The organism is Variovorax sp. 01N429, assembly GCF_056399425.1.
In genome coordinates, this window is sequence record NZ_JBFTRG010000012.1 from 122,851 (window position 1) to 140,606 (window position 17,756).

Genomic DNA, 17,756 nt, shown 5'->3' on the forward strand with positions numbered 1-17,756 from the left:
GCTGGCCGCCGCGCAGGTCAGAGGCCGAGCGCCTTCAGGTCGACCTTGTAGTTTTGCGGGCCGCGCTGTGCGATCTTGAGCGCGCCCAACTGATTGCCCAGCGCCGCGCAGCGCGCGAGCGGCCAACCCTCTTCGAGGCCGAAGAGCAATGCGCCGCGCCATGCGTCGCCGCAGCCCGTCGGCTCGACGACTGCTTCCGGTGTCACTGCCTGCACATGCTCGCGTTCGCCGTTGACCCAGACTTCGCAACCCTCGGCAGCCAGCGTGACCACGAGACCGCGCACCCGTTTGGATATCTCCGCAAGGCTCCATCCGGTGCGCTGGGAAAGCATCTTTCCTTCGTAGTCGTTGACCACGACCCAGCTCGCCAGATCCACGAAGTGCGCCAGCTCCTTGCCGTCGAACATCGGCAGGCCCTGGCCCGGATCGAACACGAAGGGGATATCGGCCGCCTTGAACTGCTCCGCATGCTGCAGCATGGCTTCGCGGCCATCGGGCGCCACGATCCCGAGGCGGATGTCCTCGCGTGCTGCGATGCGCGTGATGTGTGCCTGCTGCATCGCGCCGGGATGGAACGCCGTGATCTGGTTGTTGTCGCGGTCGTTCATGATCATCGCCTGCGCGGTGAAGGTGTCCGCGACCTGGCGGACGAATTCAGTGCTGATGCCGAGCGAACGCAGGCGCTCCAGATAATCGGCACCGTCGCTGCCGACGGTTGCCATTGGCAAAGCAGTGCCGCCGAGTGCGTTGAGGCTATAGGCGATGTTGCCAGCGCAGCCGCCGAAATCGCGCCGCAAGCCGGGCACGAGGAACGACACGTTGAGGATGTGCAATTGATCAGGAAGAATCTGGTCGGCGAACCGGCCCTCGAAAGTCATGATCGTGTCGAACGCTAGGGACCCGCAAATCACTGCTGCCATGGATGATGAACGATGAACGTTGGTTGTTGAATGGAACGGAAGGCGAACAGAGGCTCAGGGATAGAGCGCTTCGAGCCGAAACCCGGCGACCGGCGGCAGAGACTGCACCTCGGGCCCGGTGAGCTTCAACGCGAGCGACGCCGCACGCTCCGTGCGGGCCGGCAGAACGACCGGCGCTCCGAATTCCGCCGGCATGAGCACGCGACGAACGACGGCTCTCTCCTGTGTGTCGAGAAGCGACAGCTCGACTGCCGGCATCGCAAGCGGCACGTCCGCAGCATTGCGAAGCGTGAAGCTCAGCTGATAGCCTTCGTCGTTCTTGCCGCGCGCGAACGACGCGCCGTCGACCTTGATGTCGTTGATCTGGCGCAGCGCGGAGAGCTCGCAGCCCAGCAGCTTGCACATCGATGCGAGCGCGGGCCGAGCCGCCGGCTGGCGAGCGGCGATCAGGTCGCGCTCTTGATAGACCACCTGGGCCGCCAGCAGCGCGGCAGCAAGAATGGCGAGTACGACCATCGAACGCCGCACTGCTGCCCCCTGCCAGAAGCCTCTCTTTTCTTCCGCGCCGAAGAGCGACGGGATGTCCGTTGCACTGGCGTCGCGCGCTTCGGGTTCGCTGGCGGCAAGGATCACGGGTGCGGCATCCGCAGCCGCGGCCTTCTGCTCGCGGGCCTTCGCTTTGGCAATCTTGGCGGACTTGATGTGCGCACGCCGCAATGCCTTTTGGAACTGGACGTCGGTGGCGGCGTCCAGCAGCGCGCCTTCTGAGTTCGCCTTCACCGCTGAAGGCGAAGGCGCCGGTGAAGGTGCGGGGACGGGCGAAGACAGGCTCAGGTCGATATCGGGAAAAGAAATCGGCGGTGGGAGAGGTGGACGCACCGCGATGCGACCCTCATCCTCCAGCGTCAGAGATTCCGGATCGGGCCAGTGCTTGTCATCGGCAAGCCTGGGCGGCAGAGGCGAGGCGTCTTTTGCGGACTCTTCAGGGGGGTTGAATTCAGGAGCTTCCGAGACCTCCGGAACATCAGAGAGCTCCGGGTGCGACGGTCCGTGGTCGTCGTCGAAAAAGTCTGTATCCGCTTCATTCCGAGCGGCTTCTTCGGGAACGGGCTCGGGAACGGGTTCAGGATCGGGCTGAGCTTGAGTCTCGACATCGCCATCGATCGTTGCTGGCACGGCCGCTTCGTCAACCGTGCTTTCTTCAGGCGCCGGCGCAGTGGTGTCGTGCAATTCAATCGTCGCATCGAACACCTCGCTGCAGCGCCCGCAGCGCACCCATCCATCGGAAATGCGAAGCTGGTCCCTCACCACCTTGAAAGTGGTGGCGCACGCAGGACAGCGGGTGACCAGACTCATGTGGCGAAGATTGTAGGGGTGGCACCCACCCGAAACCGGCTGGTCGCGACGCGGACCCGTTTGGCGAGCTAGATGCTCTTCATCAAGATCCAGCCGTCCTCACTGTCGCTCACCTCCAGCGTCGCATAAGGCGCGTAGGCCAGCTTGAGCTCGTCGGCCTGGCGCTCGAGGATGCCGGCCAGCACCAGGGTGCCGCCCGATGCGACATGGGCGCACAGCAGCGGAGCCAACACCTTCAGCGGCGTCGCGAGAATGTTCGCGAGCACGATCTCGTAGCGGCCCGTCGCGGCCTCGGGCAGCCCTGCGTTCAGATTCACGCCGTTGGCCTCCGCGTTGAGCCGCGTCGATTCGACCGCTGCTTCATCGATGTCGACCGCATCGATCTGGACAGCGCCGAACTTCGCCGCCCCGATCGCGAGGATGCCCGATCCACACCCATAGTCGAGCACGCGACGGCCAGCCAGATCCCCCTGCGATGCGATCCACCGCAAACACATGCGCGTGGTCGGATGCGTGCCGGTGCCAAAGGCCAGCCCCGGATCGAGCCGAATCACCTGCTTCGCCTGAGTTGGGGGCTCATGCCAGGTCGGAACGATCCAGAACTCGGGCGTGATCTCGACCGGCGAAAACTGCGACTGCGTCAGCCGAACCCAGTCCTGCTCGGGCACATCGACCACGCCCAGAACGCTGCACCCGTCGAAGAAATCCTGCGCAGCCAGCACCGAAGCCGCTTCGCGCGCCAACTGTTCGGTGGCAAACAGGGCGATCACCCGTGACCGTTGCCAGCCTTCCTTGGGCGGAGGCATGCCTGGTTCGCCAAACAGCGCCTGCTCCGCATCCGTCTGCGCGTCCGCATCTTCAACCGAGACACTCAGCGCATCCAGCGCATCCAGCGCATCACTCACAGCCTCGACGTGGTCCTCAGGCGCAAGCAATCGAAGTTCAAACACAGCACCCCCCCTTTCTCAACCACCGCACAAATCCGAGAAACACCGCGGAACCGGCTTAGCCGGGCCGCTGGTGTTGCCCCCTGCAAGGGGGTAGGCGAAGCGACACGAAGTGCGCGCAGCCTGGGGGTGTTCACCTCTTATGCGCAGCCAGCCACTCTTCAAGATAGTGGATGTTGGTGCCACCACTCATGAACTTGGCATCGACCATCAGTTCGCGGTGCAGCGGCACGTTGGTCTGGATGCCTTCGATCACCGTTTCGTTCAGCGCGGTACGCATGCGCGCAAGCGCCTGCTCCCGCGTGTCGCCGTGCACGATGATCTTGCCAATCATCGAGTCGTAATTGGGCGGCACGAAGTAGTTCGTGTAGACGTGCGAATCGACGCGCACCCCTGGACCACCCGGCGGATGCCACATGGTGATACGGCCGGGCGAAGGCGTGAACTTGTACGGGTCTTCGGCATTGATGCGGCACTCGATGGCGTGGCCGCGCATCTCGATCTGGCGCTGGGTGAAGGGCAACTTCTCGCCAGCGGCGACCATGATCTGCGTCTTGACGATGTCGATGCCGGTGGTGAATTCCGTCACCGGATGCTCCACCTGCACGCGCGTGTTCATTTCGATGAAATAGAACTCGCCGTTTTCGTAGAGAAACTCGAAGGTGCCGGCGCCGCGATAGCCGATTCGCTTGCAAGCGGCAGCGCAGCGCTCGCCGATCTTTTCGATCAGCTTGCGAGGAATGCCGGGGGCGGGGGATTCTTCGATCACCTTCTGGTGGCGCCGCTGCATCGAGCAGTCACGCTCGCCGAGGTACACCGCGTTCTTGTGCTTGTCGGCCAGTATCTGGATTTCGATGTGGCGCGGGTCCTGGAGAAACTTCTCCATGTAGACCGCCGGATTGTTGAAAGCCGCGCCGGCTTCCGCCTTGGTCATCTGGATCGCATTGACCAGCGCCGCTTCGGTGTGAACGACGCGCATGCCTCGTCCACCGCCGCCGCCTGCCGCCTTGATGATGACGGGGTAGCCGATGGCGCGCGCGATGCGCTTGTTGGCGGTCGGGTCGTCCGACAGTTCACCGTCCGAGCCGGGCACGCAAGGCACGCCGGCCTTGATCATGGCTTGCTTGGCGGACACCTTGTCGCCCATGAGGCGGATCGATTCGGGGCTGGGTCCGATGAACTGAAAGCCGCTCTGCTCCACGCGCTCGGCGAAGTTGGCGTTCTCGCTCAAAAATCCGTAGCCGGGATGGATGGCCTCGGAATCCGTCACCTCGGCGGCCGAGATGATGGCGGGCATATTCAAATAGCTTTGCGCGGACGGCGCGGGGCCGATGCACACGGCCTCCTCGGCCAGCTTGACGTATTTGGCTTCTCGGTCGGCCTCGGAATACACCATCACCGCCTTGATGCCGAGTTCGCTGCATGCCCGCTGGATCCGCAGGGCAATCTCGCCGCGGTTGGCGACCAGGATCTTCTTGAACATGGTCACTCGATGATGAACAGCGGCTGGCCGTACTCGACCGCCTGGCCGTTCTCGACGAGGATTTGTGTGACGGTGCCGCTCTTGTCGGCTTCGATTTCGTTGAGGATCTTCATCGCCTCGATGATGCAGACGGTGTCGCCTTCCTTCACCTGAGTGCCGATCTCGACAAAGGCTGCGGCGCCAGGACTCGAAGAGCGGTAGAAGGTGCCCACCATGGGAGACTTGACTGCGTGACCCGCCGCGGCTGCTTCAGGCGTGGCTGCTGGGTTGGCTTGTGCAGGAGCGGGGCCGGCGCCGATCGCGGGGGCCGCCGCGGCAGGCGAGGCGACAGCTTGCACGTATTGCACTGGTGCGGCCGTGCCGCCCTTGACGATCCGGACCTTCCCCTCGGTCTCGGTGATTTCCAGTTCGGAAATGTTGGATTCAGACACTAGGTCGATCAGTGTCTTGAGCTTGCGTAGATCCATGGGACTCCAGCGTCGGCTTTGCCGATTATTAGAACTTAACTCGCCTGAAAACCGGTCTTTTTCGGCGTTTAGGCGCCATCTACCGAATGTGGGGCTGGATTCTAGCCGTGAAATCAGGCACGCCGCCAAGCCTGGAGGTCGCCTGGTTCGAGCTTGCCCATTTTACGCGCCGCGACTGAGCCGCTGCTGTCGATCACCAGCGTGAAGGGGAGTCCCCCCGACGTGTTGCCAAGCTGCTTGACGAGCTCGGTGCCCTGGAGCCCGGCCAAGCCGACCGGATATGTCACCGGCGTCTTGCCAAGGAATTTGCGGACGGAGCTCGGCTGGTCGATGGCCAATCCGATCACTTGCCAACCGTTGGCTCCGTTTTCCTTGAAGAAAGCATCGATCAGCGGCATTTCCTCGACGCAAGGCGGACACCAGGTCGCCCAGAAGTTGACCAACAGCGGCTTGCCGCGCAAGCTCTCGAGGACCAGCTCGCCGCCCTCGGGCCGATCGAAACGCTGCGCCCAAAAGGTCTCGTCCATGCGATCGGCGGCGCCTTGCGAATCCCTGCTGCGCCAATAGGCACCGCCGATTCCGGCCGCGGCCGCCACTGCGGCAACCGCGCCATAAAGCAGGCCGCGACGAGTAGGGCCGGGGGTCATCCGTTTTCCTGTTCTTTCTCTACCAGCCGCCGCAGCGCGGCCAGATTGCCGCGGGGCACCCGACCCTGGGCGTCCGGCTTGAGCGCCCCGCGCAGGTCGTCGAGGTCGTAGACCAGCAAGTGCACGCCGATCTCTTCACCGAGCGCCCGGCTGGTCGCATGAACGCTGAGCGCTTCGACCTGCTCTCCATGGAAGCCGGTGACCATGCGGGGTTCATAGTCCACGTGGTGATCGATCAGGGCGATTTCGGCCGATTTCGAGTCGTCGCAGAACAGCTGTATATATATGTCGGACAGGCGCGTGGCCGTGCCGTGCCATACCGCGCCGCCCACGTGAGGCCTGAATTCAGCCATGCGCTCCATCCACTCCAGCGCCAGAAGGCGCAGAGCGTGCAGCTCCTGGGGCTGCGTATCTGAACAATAGAGCCGGATGTAGTCGCGCACCTCGGCCTCGATTTCGTCGTTGTTGGGCAGAGCGGTGCGCGCAGGCAAGGCCAGGTCGCGCAGCGCCCGGCGCTTGGCCGGCCCGTATTCAAGCCCCTCCTCGACGACGAGGCGGGCAGCGGTAGCGGCGATTTCCTGCTTGGACGAGTCCATCGGAGCATTTTGCCCCCACTCGCACGGGCGCAGAAGACCGCGGCGCCAGCATCCCTAGAATCGGCCGATGCACATTCACATTCTCGGCATCTGCGGCACCTTCATGGGAGGTCTCGCGGCGCTGGCGCGCGAAGCCGGCCACCGGGTGACCGGCTGCGATGCCGGCGTCTATCCGCCGATGAGCGACCAATTGCGCGCCCTCGGCATCGACCTGATCGAAGGCTTTGGCGCTGACCAACTGGCCTTGAAACCCGACGTGTACGTGGTCGGGAACGTGGTTTCGCGGGCTCGCCTGCCCGACGGCTCGCCCAAGTTCCCGCTGATGGAAGCGATCCTCGACGCCGGTGTCAGCTACACCAGTGGTCCGCAATGGTTGGCGGAACACGTGCTCCAGGGCCGTCACGTCATGGCCGTCGCCGGTACGCACGGCAAGACGACCACCACTTCGATGCTTTCGTGGATCCTCGAGCGCGCCGGCCTGGCCCCTGGATTTCTCGTGGGCGGCGTGCCGCTGGATTTCGGCGTATCGGCCCGGCTCGGGCGCGACAGCGCGGCGCCCTTCGTGATCGAAGCGGACGAATACGACACCGCCTTTTTCGACAAGCGCAGCAAGTTCGTCCACTATCGGCCGCGCACGGCCATCCTCAACAACCTGGAATTCGATCACGCAGACATCTTCGATGACCTCGCGGCGATCGAAAGGCAGTTCCATCATCTGGTCCGCACCGTACCCGGCTCCGGCCGCATCGTGGTCAACGCAACCGAGGAAAGCCTGCAACGGGTGCTGGCACAAGGGTGCTGGAGCGAGCTCGCGCGCTTCGGCGCCGGTGGCGAATGGCAGGCGCGCGGGACGCACGACGCCTTCGACGTGCTCCGCGACGGCGCGGCTGTCGGCCGCGTCGAATGGGCGCTGACCGGTTTGCACAACCAGATGAATGCTCTGGCGGCCATCGCCGCGGCCGAACACGTCGGCCTGGCGCCAGCCGCCGCTGCGGATGCATTGGGCAGCTTCCGCAACGTGCGCCGTCGGATGGAATTGCGCGGCACCGTGGACGTCGGCCAAGGAGAAGTCACGGTGTATGACGACTTCGCCCATCATCCGACGGCGATCCGGACCACGCTGGATGGCCTGCGGCAGAAGCTCGACACCGGCGGCAAGGACCGTGAGCGCATCCTCGCCGTGTTCGAGCCGCGCAGCAACACGATGAAGCTGGGAACCATGGCGGCGCAGTTGCCCTGGAGCCTGGAAGCGGCGGACTTGTCGTTCTGCCACAGTGGCGGCCTCGACTGGGACGCCGCTGCGGCGCTCGCCCCCATGGGTGCACGCGCCAAAGTGGCTGGCACCATCGACGCGCTGATTGCACAGGTGATTGCGGCGGCGCGCCCCGGCGACCACGTCGTCTGCATGAGCAACGGCGGCTTCGGCGGCATTCACGAGAAGCTGCTTTCGGCGCTCGGCGCGACGCATTGAGCCGCACGCGGGACTAACATGCGCACCATGCGTGCGCAGCAGCTCATTGAAACCCTGAACCTTCGCCCTCACCCCGAAGGCGGCTGGTATCGCGAGATCTTCCGCTCGGCGGCGCAAGTCCAACCGCACGATGGCAGGCCCACGCGCGACGCACTGACGACCATCTATTTCTTGCTCGAAGCGCACCAGCACTCGCGTTGGCACCGGGTGCAGTCAGACGAAGTCTGGATCCACCTGGAAGGCGCGCCGCTTTCGCTCTGGGTCAGCGACGCGGCGCTGCGCACACCGCCTGCGCATGTCCGGCTTGGCCCGGTTGACGTGCATGGCACGCGACCGCAACACACCGTTCCGGCCGGCCAGTGGCAAGCTGCCCGCCCTATGGGTGCGGAAGGCGGGGCCGACTACACGCTGGTGAGTTGCACCGTCGGGCCGGGCTTCGATTTCAGCGATTTTTCGTTCATGCAGCCCGACGGCGAAGAAGCCTCGCTCCTGCGGCACCACTGGCCGCAACTCGCTGCGCTGATCTGACGCCAAGCGCGCAAGCAGCGCCCCCTTCCTTCAGCCCCGGCGGTGCTTGACCGCTTGCGACAGCAGGTCGAGCACCTGCGTCGAATCTTCCCAGCCGAGGCAGGCGTCCGTGATGCTCTTGCCATATTCGAGCGCCGAGACGGAGTCCTTGCCGGGGGTGAACTTCTGCGCGCCGGCATGCAGGTGACTCTCGACCATCAGGCCGAAGATGCTGCGACTGCCACCAGCGATCTGATCCGCGATGTCCTTGGCAACCTCGATCTGCTTCTGGTGCTGCTTGCTGCTGTTGGCATGACTGCAATCGACCATCAGCCTCGGCGGCAGCTTGGCGGCTTCGAGGTCCTTGCAAGCCGCGGCGACGCTGGCGGCGTCATAGTTGGGCGCCTTGCCGCCGCGCAGGATGACGTGGCAATCCTGGTTGCCGTTCGTCTGCACGATGGCGACCTGGCCATTCTTGTGTACCGAGAGGAAGTGATGGCCCCGCGCCGCCGCCTGGATCGCATCGGTGGCGATGCGGATATTGCCGTCGGTGCCGTTCTTGAAGCCGATCGGCGCCGACAGGCCGGAAGCCAGTTCGCGATGCACCTGGCTCTCGGTAGTGCGCGCCCCGATGGCGCCCCACGCGATCAGATCACCGATGTACTGCGGAGAGATCACGTCCAGGAATTCGCTGCCAGCCGGAAGGCCCAGGCGGTTGATGTCGATAAGGAGCTGTCGTGCAATCCGCAGGCCCTCGTCGATGCGGTAGCTCTCGTCCAGGTAAGGATCGTTGATGAGGCCCTTCCATCCGACGGTCGTGCGCGGCTTTTCGAAGTAGACGCGCATCACGATCTCCAGAGTGCCGGCGTACTTCTCGCGCTCGGCCTTCAGGTGCCGCGCGTAGTCGAGAGCCGCCGCAGGGTCGTGGATGGAGCATGGCCCCATCACCACCAGCAGGCGATCGTCCTTGCCGGCCATGATGTGGTGGATCGCCCGGCGGGTGCCGGTGATCAGCGATTCGGCCGGCGTCCCCCTGATCGGGAAGAAGCGGATCAGGTGTTCGGGAGGAGGCAACACAGTGATGTCCTTGATGCGTTCGTCGTCGGTCCGGCTGGTCTTTTCGACGTTCGCATACCAGGTGTCGCTGGGCGGGGCGGCTTTCGTGCTCATCTGCGTTCCTTCTGTCGTGGTCTTGGTTTCGTGAGGGCAATAAAAAACCGCCGGGCTTTTGGCACCGGCGGTTTTGGGAGGTTCTGCTTGTCTGCTTGCTTTACGCGCGCGCCTCTCGTCCGCCGGAATCCGGGAACCAAAAGTAGGCAAAGAAATAAGCGCGAGGTGCAGACATGGGCGTGAAATGTAGCACGGCTGGTTCTCAGGCGGTGCCGCCGACTGTCAGTCCGTCAATGCGCAAAGTGGGCTGGCCGACGCCGACCGGTACGCTCTGGCCTTCCTTTCCACAGGTGCCGACGCCGGTGTCGAGCGACATGTCGTTGCCGATCATCGTGACGCGCGTGAGCGCATCGGGTCCGTTGCCCACGAGCGTCGCACCCTTGACCGGGTACTGGATCTTGCCGTTTTCCACCCAATAGGCTTCGCTCGCCGAAAACACGAACTTGCCGCTCGTGATGTCGACCTGGCCACCGCCGAAGTTGGTGGCGTAGAGGCCCTTCTTGATGCTGGCGACGATTTCCTCCGGCGCGCGATCGCCGCCGAGCATGTAGGTGTTGGTCATGCGGGGCATCGGCGCATGCGCATAGCTTTCGCGACGGCCATTGCCCGTGGGCTTGGTCTTCATCAGGCGCGCGTTGAGCGAATCCTGGATGTAGCCCTTGAGGATGCCGTCTTCGATCAGCACGTTGCGCTGGGTGGCATTGCCTTCGTCGTCGACGTTCAGCGAACCGCGGCGGTCGGCGATGGTGCCGTCGTCGAGCACCGTCACGCCCTTGGCCGCCACGCGCTGGCCGATACGGCCCGAGAAGGCGCTCGAGCCCTTGCGGTTGAAATCGCCCTCCAAGCCGTGGCCGATGGCCTCGTGCAGCAGGATGCCCGGCCAACCTGGGCCGAGGACCACGGTCATCTCGCCGGCGGGCGCAGGGCGCGAATCCAGATTGGTGAGCGCCGACTTGACAGCCTGGTCGACGTATTCGGCGATGTGTTCATCGTCGAAGTAAGCGAGGCCGAAGCGGCCACCGCCTCCGCCCGAACCCACTTCCCGGCGGCCGTTCTGCTCGGCGATCACAGTGACCGACAAGCGCACCAACGGCCGCACATCAGCGGCCAACGTGCCGTCGGCGCGAGCCACCAGCACGACGTCGTATTCGCTCGCAAGACCCGCCATGACTTGTGCCACGCGCGGATCGCGAGAGCGCGCGAGCTTCTCGACCTTTTCGAGGAGCTGGACCTTGGCGGTGCTGTCGAGCGTGGCGATGGGGTCGATGCCGCCGTACAGCGAACGGCTGCTCGCGATCTTGCGCGCGGGAGCCTTGACCCGGGCCGTGCGTCCGGCAGCCGAAATGCTGCGGACCGTGCGGGCGGCATCGAGAAGCGAAGCCTCGGAGATGTCGTCCGAATAGGCAAACGCGGTCTTTTCGCCGCTCACCGCACGTACGCCGACGCCCTGGTCAATGCTGAAGCTGCCGGTCTTGACGATGCCTTCTTCGAGGCTCCAGCCTTCGCTGCGCGTGTACTGGAAGTAGAGATCGGCGTCGTCCACCTTGTGCGCCGTGATTTCGGCGAGCGCACGCGAGAGGTGCGATTCGTCGAGTCCAAAGGGCGTGAGCAGGAGCTGCTGCGCCGTGGCGAGGCGCTCGATGGTGGGTTCGCGAGAGATCATCGAAACATTCTAGGCTCAGCCCCCAAGGCTTCGCTGGCGTATGTCACGACTGCTCAGGACTGCATCAGCCGTCTGGCGCGGGAGATCGACATCAGGATTCCGAGCCCCAGGCCCAGCGTCACCATGGCGGTGCCTCCGTAGCTGATGAAAGGCAGCGGCACGCCCACGACCGGAAGAATGCCGCTCACCATCCCCATGTTCACGAAGGCGTAGGTAAAGAAAATCATCGTGACCGCACCAGCCAGCAGCCGCGAGAAGAGCGTGGGCGCATTCATGGCGATCACCAGCCCGCGGAAGATCAGGAAAATGAAGGACGCAATCAGCGCCAGGTTGCCCGCTAGACCGAATTCCTCGGAATAGGCAGCGAAGATGAAGTCGGTCGTGCGCTCGGGGATGAACTCCAGGTGCGTCTGCGTGCCCTGCATGAACCCCTTGCCGCCGACGCCACCGGAGCCGATCGCGATCATCCCCTGGATGATGTGAAAGCCTTTGCCGAGAGGGTCTTTCGTCGGGTCGAGCAAGGTACAGATGCGTTGCTTCTGATAGTCGTGAAGGATCCGCCAGTCGAAGCCGTCGGCACAGAGCTGCGATTCGAAGCCGACGATGAGGGAGACGGCGATCAGCCCGATCACCACCGGCGGCACGATCAGCTTCCACGAAAGACCCGCGAAGAAGATCACCGACAGTCCCGTTGCCAGCACCAGCAGTGCGGTCCCGAGGTCGGGCTGCTTCATGATCAGGCCCACCGGTATGGCGAGCAGAATGGTCGCGACGACGAAATCGAGCGGGCGCAGCTGGCCTTCCCGCCGCTGGAACCACCACGAAAGCATCAGCGGCATCGCGATCTTGAGAATCTCGCTCGGCTGGATCACGACGCCCACGTTGATCCACCGTTGTGCACCCTTCTTGGTGATCCCGAAGACTGCCACCGCCACCAGCAGCCCAATGCCCAACGTATAGAGCGGAACGGCGAACACCATCAGCCGCTGCGGCGGAATCTGCGCCACCACGAACATGATGAAAGCCGCCAGCAGCATGTTGCGGCCGTGATCCGCAAAGCGGGTGCCGTGGTCGTAACCCGACGAATACATGGTCAGCATGCCTGCACAGGCGAGCAGCAGCACGGCGAAGGCAAGAAATCCGTCGAAACCCTGGAACACGGGCAACAGACGTCGCGCGAGCGAGGGTTGTTGGAACACGGCAGACATGGGCCGGGATTATCCGGCCGACAGCACTCCTGAGGGCCGCCAGGGGCTCTGTAATTGCTCGTTCGAACGCAACTCCTTCCGGCAGCCTCCTGATAATGAATGCATGGCCCCTGTGACCCACCTGCTCTATCTGCACGGCTTTCGTTCTTCGCCACGTTCGACCAAGGCGAGCCAGATGGCCCGCTGCATCGCGGAGCGACACCCGAGCGTGAAGTGGTGGTGCCCCCAGCTTCCGCCCTCGCCGCGCGAGGCAATGGATCTGGTGATGGACGGAATTGCCGATTGGCCAGCCGCGACCATGGCCGTGGTGGGCTCGTCGCTCGGCGGCTTCTACGCCACCTTCGTCGCTGAAAAGACGGGCTGCCGCGCCGTGCTGCTCAATCCCGCGGTGAACGCGGCGCGCGATCTCGCTCGATACGTGGGCGACCAGACGCTTTGGCACGATCCAGGCGAGCATTTCTATTTCCGCGCCGAATACATCGGCGAACTGCGCGCGCTGGAGGTCGCTCTCCTGAAGCACCCGGAACGGGTGTTCGCGGTGATCGCCAAGGGAGACGAAGTGCTCGACTGGCGGGAAATGACCGCCCGCTATCCCGGAAGTCGCGTGAAGCTCATCGAGGGCGAAGACCACGCCCTGTCGAACTTCGAGCGCTCCCACCTGCGCGACGTGCTCGGATTTCTCGATCTCCCCTGAGCGCTTTGGCAACGGGAATGCGCTGCGCTGCGTGGGACAATCCGCGCCATGTTTGTTTTGTTCGAAGAAGCCGGAAAGTACCTCGGCGGCCGCGTCCTGTCGGAGAGCGATGCCTCTGCGCAGGTGGAGCTCGAGACCGGTAAGCGCGTCAAGGTCAAGGGCGCCAACATCGTGTTGCGCTTTGAAAAGCCAACGCCCGCGGAGCTGATCGCGGAAGCGCGCACCCTGGCGGCCGGCATCGACCTCGACCTCGCCTGGGAATTCGCTCCCGAAGGCGAATTCGGTTTCGGCGAACTGGCCGCCGAATACTTCCAGGCGCATCCGACGCTCGTTCAACAGGCGGCGGCGCTATTGGCGGTGTTCGATGCCCCGCACTACTTCCGTCGCGCCGGAAAGGGCCGCTTCAAGAAGGCGCCAGCCGAAATCGTCCAGCAGGCGCTGGCCGCCATCGAGAAGAAAAAGGCGGTTCAGGCGCAGATTGCCGAATGGTCGGGTCAACTGGCAGCGGGCGAGTGCCCGGCGCCTGTGCGCGAGCAGCTTTTCAAGATCCTGTTCCGGCCGGACAAGAATGCCCCCGAATACAAGGCAGTCGTCGAAGCCGCGCGCGCCACCCAGCGGCCGCCGCTCGAACTCCTGAAGCAGGCGGGCGCGATCGACTCGTCGTATGAATTCCACTGGCGGCGATTCCTTTTCGAGAACTTCCCCAAGGGCACCGGCTTTCCGACGCTCAACGCGCCGGAAATTGGCGACGAGTTGCCGGTCGCCGACGTCCAGGCTTTTTCGATCGACGACTCGCAGACGACCGAAATCGACGATGCGCTGTCAGTGCAGGGCCTCGGCAGCGGCACGGTGACGGTCGGTGTCCACATCGCCGCGCCGGGCCTCGCGCTCGTGCCGGGCAGCGCCATCGACCAGGTCGCGCGCACGCGGATGTCCACCGTCTACATGCCGGGCCACAAGATCACGATGCTGCCCGACCATGTGATCGAGGCCTACACCTTGCAGGAAGGCCGCAATTGCCCGGCGGTTTCTCTCTACGCCATTTTTGACGAAGCCACCTTGGCGTTGAAGACCACCGAGACGCGCCTCGAACGCGTGCCCGTCATTGCCAACCTGCGCCACGACCAGCTCGATGCGGTGGTCACGCAGGAATGGCTCGAAGACCCCGCGGTGAACGCTGACGGCACACCTGAAATCGCCAGCCGAGTGCGCGAGCCGCTGACTTTCCTGTTCCGCCTCGCCAAGCAATTGAAGGGGCAGCGGGAAGTGATCCGGGGCAAGCCCGAAAGCTTCAACCGGCCGGACTACACATTCCGCCTGGTGGGCAACGAAGGCGAACCCACCGGCAACGAACAGGTGCAGATCGGCACGCGGCGCCGCGGCGCGCCGCTCGACCTGATCGTCTCCGAAGCAATGATCCTCGCCAACAGCAGTTGGGGCGGCTGGCTCGGAGAACTCGGCGTTCCCGGGCTCTACCGGAGCCAGGCGAGCCTCGCGCCCGGCATCAAGGTTCGCATGGGGACGCGAGCGCTGCCGCATGCCGGGCTCGGCGTCAAAAGCTACGCATGGAGCACGTCGCCCCTGCGCCGCTACATCGACCTCGTCAATCAGTGGCAGATCATCGCCGCCGCGCGCCACGGCAAGACGGCAGCACTGGCAGCGCCTTTCAAGCCGAAGGATGCCGACCTGTTCTCCATCCTCTCCGGCTTCGACGCTGCCTACAGCGCTTACAACGCGCACCAGGGCGGCATGGAGCGCTTCTGGACGCTCAAGTACATCCAGCAGCAGGGCATCACCGAGCTCGACGCCACGCTGGTGAAGGATGTTCCGAACGGCGCATTGGTCCGTGCCGACACGCTGCCGCTGGTGTTCCAGGTGACCGGAACGCAGGGCCTCCAGCGTGGGGCGCACGTGCGCGTCAAGCTCGGCGAAATCGACGAGATCGCGCTCGACGTGCACGGCACCGTCATCGCGCGTCTCGACGACACGGCCGCCGAAGCCGCGACCGAAGAAGAGAGCGGCGAGGACGAGGAAGAAGTCGCCGGCCCCATCGCGATCGCCGTGGATCTCGCAGACAGCGAGGCGGCACCCGAAAACACGCCCGCATGAGGGGAGAAGCCCGTCAATGAACCTGCGTGACTTCAGCACGCTGCAGATTGCGCTCGGCCTGTCGGTCATTGCCCATGCGGCCCTGCTGACCGTTCGCTTCGTCGATCCGGAGTCCTTCAATCGCGTCTTCAAGGAAACGCCGCTTGAAGTCATTCTGGTCAACGCCAAGAGCAACGAACGGCCTGATAAGGCCAAGGCGATTGCACAGGCTTCACTCGCGGGCGGCGGCGATCTGGACAAGGGCCACGCCACGAGCCCGCTGCCGCCTTCGGCCTTCAGGACCATCGGCGACTCGATGGAAGACGCGCAGCGCCAGGTCGAATCGATGCAAGAGCAGCAGATGCTTTTGCTGGCGCAGATCAAGCAGCAGTTGGCCACCATGCCGGCACCTGACCCGCGCAGCCAGGGCAACCCCACCGAAGCAGCTGCGCGCGAGGAAAAGCGCCGGCAGCTGATCGATATGCTGGCCGCTATCGAACGCCGCGTGAACGAGGAGAACGCGCGCCCCAAGAAGCGCTATCTCAGCCCAGCCACGCGCGAAGCAGCCTACGCGTCCTATGTCGATGCATTGCGCCGCAAGATCGAAGCGCGAGGGACCGAGAACTTCCCCGAAGCCGCGGGCAAGAAGCTCTACGGAGAACTCACCATGCTGGTGACCGTCAACTTCGATGGCACGATCCTCGGAACCGAGATCGTCGAAAGTTCGGGGGACAAGACACTCGACCGGCGCGCGCAAGCCATCGTGCGCAGCATCGGCGGCTTCGGCAAGTTCAATGACGCGATGCGTCGCCAGACCGACCAGATCGTGCTGCCGTCGCGCTTCAAGTTCACGCACGACGAGACGCTGGAGACGCAACTTTCGTCGAGGCAATGACTGAATGAAGGGGAGAGGCAACATGGACCTGTACTGCGTGATGGGCAACCCGGTCGAGCACAGCCGCTCGCCGTGGATTCATGCGCGCTTTGCCGCACTGACGGGACAGACGCTGGACTATGGCCGCCGCCTTGCGCCCATCGACGGCTTTGCCGATGCCGTGGCCGCCTTTCGCGCCGACGCATCGGGCATCGCGCGCGGCTGCAACGTCACCGTGCCCTTCAAGTTCGATGCGGCTGCGTTGTCTCAGCACCTGACGGCGCGCGCCGCGCTGGCCCGCGCCGTCAACGTGCTGAGCTTTCGCGATGACGGCATCCATGGCGACAACAGCGACGGCATCGGGATCGTCAACGACATCACCTTGCACGCGGGCGTATCCATTGCGGGCAGCGAATTGCTCTTGCTCGGCGCGGGCGGCGCATCCGCCGGCGTCCTTGGTCCGCTGATCGAGGCCCGGCCGCGCCGGATCGTCGTCGCCAACCGCACGCTCGCCAAGGCCATCGCGCTGGTGCAGCGCCACGCGGCGCTCGCGCTGCAGCACCACGTCGCACTGGAGGCGCAAGAACTCGACGCCATACCGGGCACATTCGACGTGCTGATCAATGCGACCGCGTCGAGCCTCGGCGGTGGAGAAGTGCCGGTCGCGGCCGGTGTCCTGAAGCCTGGCGCACTCGCGGTCGACATGATGTATGGCCCCTCCGCGGCCGGCTTCATGAACTGGGCTCGCGAACAGGGCGCCGTGCCGCGCGACGGCCTCGGCATGCTGGTCGAACAAGCCGCCGAAGCCTTCGAGACGTGGCGCGGCGTGCGCCCACCCACTGCTCCGGTGCTCGCCGAACTGCGAGCCATCGTCGACGCGAAGTGAAGCCGCTCCTTCGCTGGCTCGGCTGTCTCCTGATTGCTGCCTTCGCCCTGCAGTTCTTCTTCATCGCACGCATCGCGGCCATGGTGGTCATCGATCCGCAATCGACCGCCTTCCAACGCTCCGAAGCGTGGCGGCTCGCAACCCAGGGCCGCACCAACGGCGGCAGCGAATGGCAGCAGCGCTGGGTTCCTTATGCGCAAATCTCTGATTCACTCAAGCGCGCAGTGATCGCCAGCGAAGACAGCGAGTTCATCTATCACCAGGGCGTCGAGTGGGAAGCCATCGAGCGCGCCCGCCAACGCAACGCCAAGGCCGAAGAAATTGCCGCGAAACGTGCTGCCCAGATGCGAGCCCGCGGCAAGGAACCCCGCCCGGCCCAACTGCGCGGTGGTTCTACCATCACGCAGCAGATTGCCAAGAACCTCCTGCTTTCCGGCGAACGAACCCTGCTGCGCAAAGCCCAGGAATTGATGCTCGCCACCGCCTTGGAACTGCTCCTCAGCAAGGAGCGAATCCTCGAGATCTACCTCAACAACGTCGAATGGGGCGAAGGCATCTTCGGCGCCGAAGCCGCTGCCCAGCGCTACTACAAAAAGCCTGCCTCCAAACTAAGCGTCAGCGAGTCAGCCAAACTCGCCGTCATGCTCCCCAGCCCGAAGTTCTTCGAACGCCGCCAAGCCTCAGGCTACTTGGCCAACCGCTCCGGCACCATAGCCGCCCGCATGCCCGCCGCAGACCTCCCCTGACCCGACCACCCCAGCGGCCGGCGAAACCAGGCC

The 17,756-nt window shown here is 64.4% G+C and carries 17 protein-coding genes; 7 read left to right on the forward strand and 10 right to left on the reverse strand.

Going from position 1 to position 17,756, the window contains the following annotated elements:
* Positions 1 to 17 precede the first annotated feature (17 nt).
* The 7 genes from AC1DSF_RS21120 to AC1DSF_RS21150 all read right to left on the reverse strand — a co-directional run bounded on the left by AC1DSF_RS21120 (position 18) and on the right by AC1DSF_RS21150 (position 6,416).
* Positions 18 to 920, reverse strand: coding sequence for a carbohydrate kinase family protein (locus AC1DSF_RS21120; protein WP_478126019.1), 903 nt, complete (start codon positions 918 to 920; stop codon positions 18 to 20).
* Between the two features lie 54 nt (positions 921 to 974).
* A complete protein-coding gene (locus tag AC1DSF_RS21125; protein ID WP_478126018.1) occupies positions 975 to 2,276 on the reverse strand; it encodes a zinc-ribbon and DUF3426 domain-containing protein in 1,302 nt (433 codons plus the stop codon).
* Positions 2,277 to 2,344: 68 nt separating this feature from the next.
* Complete coding sequence (gene prmA / locus AC1DSF_RS21130; protein WP_478126017.1) at positions 2,345 to 3,226, reverse strand: 50S ribosomal protein L11 methyltransferase; 882 nt, start codon at positions 3,224 to 3,226, stop codon at positions 2,345 to 2,347.
* Positions 3,227 to 3,356: 130 nt separating this feature from the next.
* Positions 3,357 to 4,706 carry an acetyl-CoA carboxylase biotin carboxylase subunit gene (accC, locus tag AC1DSF_RS21135; RefSeq protein ID WP_478126016.1) on the reverse strand — a complete coding sequence of 450 codons (1,350 nt, stop codon included), beginning with the start codon at positions 4,704 to 4,706 and terminating at the stop codon, positions 3,357 to 3,359.
* A 2-nt stretch (positions 4,707 to 4,708) separates the two neighbouring features.
* On the reverse strand, positions 4,709 to 5,173 hold the full coding sequence (gene accB / locus AC1DSF_RS21140) for an acetyl-CoA carboxylase biotin carboxyl carrier protein (RefSeq protein ID WP_478126015.1): 465 nt from the start codon (positions 5,171 to 5,173) through the stop codon (positions 4,709 to 4,711).
* 113 nt (positions 5,174 to 5,286) lie between these two features.
* Positions 5,287 to 5,820 carry a TlpA family protein disulfide reductase gene (locus tag AC1DSF_RS21145; protein ID WP_478126014.1) on the reverse strand — a complete coding sequence of 178 codons (534 nt, stop codon included), beginning with the start codon at positions 5,818 to 5,820 and terminating at the stop codon, positions 5,287 to 5,289.
* Complete coding sequence (locus AC1DSF_RS21150; RefSeq protein WP_478126013.1) at positions 5,817 to 6,416, reverse strand: hypothetical protein; 600 nt, start codon at positions 6,414 to 6,416, stop codon at positions 5,817 to 5,819. The genes AC1DSF_RS21145 and AC1DSF_RS21150 overlap by 4 nt, the downstream gene beginning before the upstream one ends.
* A gap of 67 nt (positions 6,417 to 6,483) precedes the next feature.
* Between AC1DSF_RS21150 and mpl the strand changes: the two genes are divergently transcribed.
* Entirely contained in the window at positions 6,484 to 7,887 is a 1,404-nt protein-coding gene (gene mpl / locus AC1DSF_RS21155) for a UDP-N-acetylmuramate:L-alanyl-gamma-D-glutamyl-meso-diaminopimelate ligase (RefSeq protein ID WP_478126012.1), read from the forward strand.
* Between the two features lie 18 nt (positions 7,888 to 7,905).
* Positions 7,906 to 8,415 (forward strand): cupin domain-containing protein, encoded by a 510-nt coding sequence (locus tag AC1DSF_RS21160; protein ID WP_478126011.1) that lies wholly within the window; start codon positions 7,906 to 7,908, stop codon positions 8,413 to 8,415.
* A gap of 30 nt (positions 8,416 to 8,445) precedes the next feature.
* On the opposite strand, the gene AC1DSF_RS21165 is transcribed toward AC1DSF_RS21160, so the two are convergent.
* The 3 genes from AC1DSF_RS21165 to rodA all read right to left on the reverse strand — a co-directional run bounded on the left by AC1DSF_RS21165 (position 8,446) and on the right by rodA (position 12,435).
* Complete coding sequence (locus AC1DSF_RS21165; protein ID WP_478126010.1) at positions 8,446 to 9,564, reverse strand: 3-deoxy-7-phosphoheptulonate synthase; 1,119 nt, start codon at positions 9,562 to 9,564, stop codon at positions 8,446 to 8,448.
* Between the two features lie 202 nt (positions 9,565 to 9,766).
* Positions 9,767 to 11,227 carry a metalloprotease TldD gene (gene tldD / locus AC1DSF_RS21170; RefSeq protein WP_478126009.1) on the reverse strand — a complete coding sequence of 487 codons (1,461 nt, stop codon included), beginning with the start codon at positions 11,225 to 11,227 and terminating at the stop codon, positions 9,767 to 9,769.
* Positions 11,228 to 11,280: 53 nt separating this feature from the next.
* Positions 11,281 to 12,435, reverse strand: a complete 1,155-nt coding sequence (rodA, locus tag AC1DSF_RS21175) for a rod shape-determining protein RodA (RefSeq protein ID WP_478126008.1) — start codon at positions 12,433 to 12,435, stop codon at positions 11,281 to 11,283.
* 103 nt (positions 12,436 to 12,538) lie between these two features.
* Between rodA and AC1DSF_RS21180 the strand changes: the two genes are divergently transcribed.
* From AC1DSF_RS21180 to mtgA, 5 genes are read left to right on the forward strand one after another with little or no spacing between them, the layout of a single operon-like run.
* Positions 12,539 to 13,129 (forward strand): YqiA/YcfP family alpha/beta fold hydrolase, encoded by a 591-nt coding sequence (locus AC1DSF_RS21180; protein ID WP_478126007.1) that lies wholly within the window; start codon positions 12,539 to 12,541, stop codon positions 13,127 to 13,129.
* Positions 13,130 to 13,177: 48 nt separating this feature from the next.
* Entirely contained in the window at positions 13,178 to 15,238 is a 2,061-nt protein-coding gene (locus AC1DSF_RS21185; RefSeq protein ID WP_478126006.1) for a ribonuclease catalytic domain-containing protein, read from the forward strand.
* Between the two features lie 16 nt (positions 15,239 to 15,254).
* Positions 15,255 to 16,112: an energy transducer TonB gene (locus AC1DSF_RS21190; protein WP_478126005.1), complete on the forward strand. Its 858-nt coding sequence runs from the start codon at positions 15,255 to 15,257 to the stop codon at positions 16,110 to 16,112.
* Between the two features lie 22 nt (positions 16,113 to 16,134).
* On the forward strand, positions 16,135 to 16,977 hold the full coding sequence (gene aroE / locus AC1DSF_RS21195; RefSeq protein ID WP_478183386.1) for a shikimate dehydrogenase: 843 nt from the start codon (positions 16,135 to 16,137) through the stop codon (positions 16,975 to 16,977).
* Complete coding sequence (gene mtgA / locus AC1DSF_RS21200) at positions 16,974 to 17,723, forward strand: monofunctional biosynthetic peptidoglycan transglycosylase (RefSeq protein ID WP_478183387.1); 750 nt, start codon at positions 16,974 to 16,976, stop codon at positions 17,721 to 17,723. The genes aroE and mtgA overlap by 4 nt, the downstream gene beginning before the upstream one ends.
* Positions 17,724 to 17,756 lie beyond the last annotated feature (33 nt).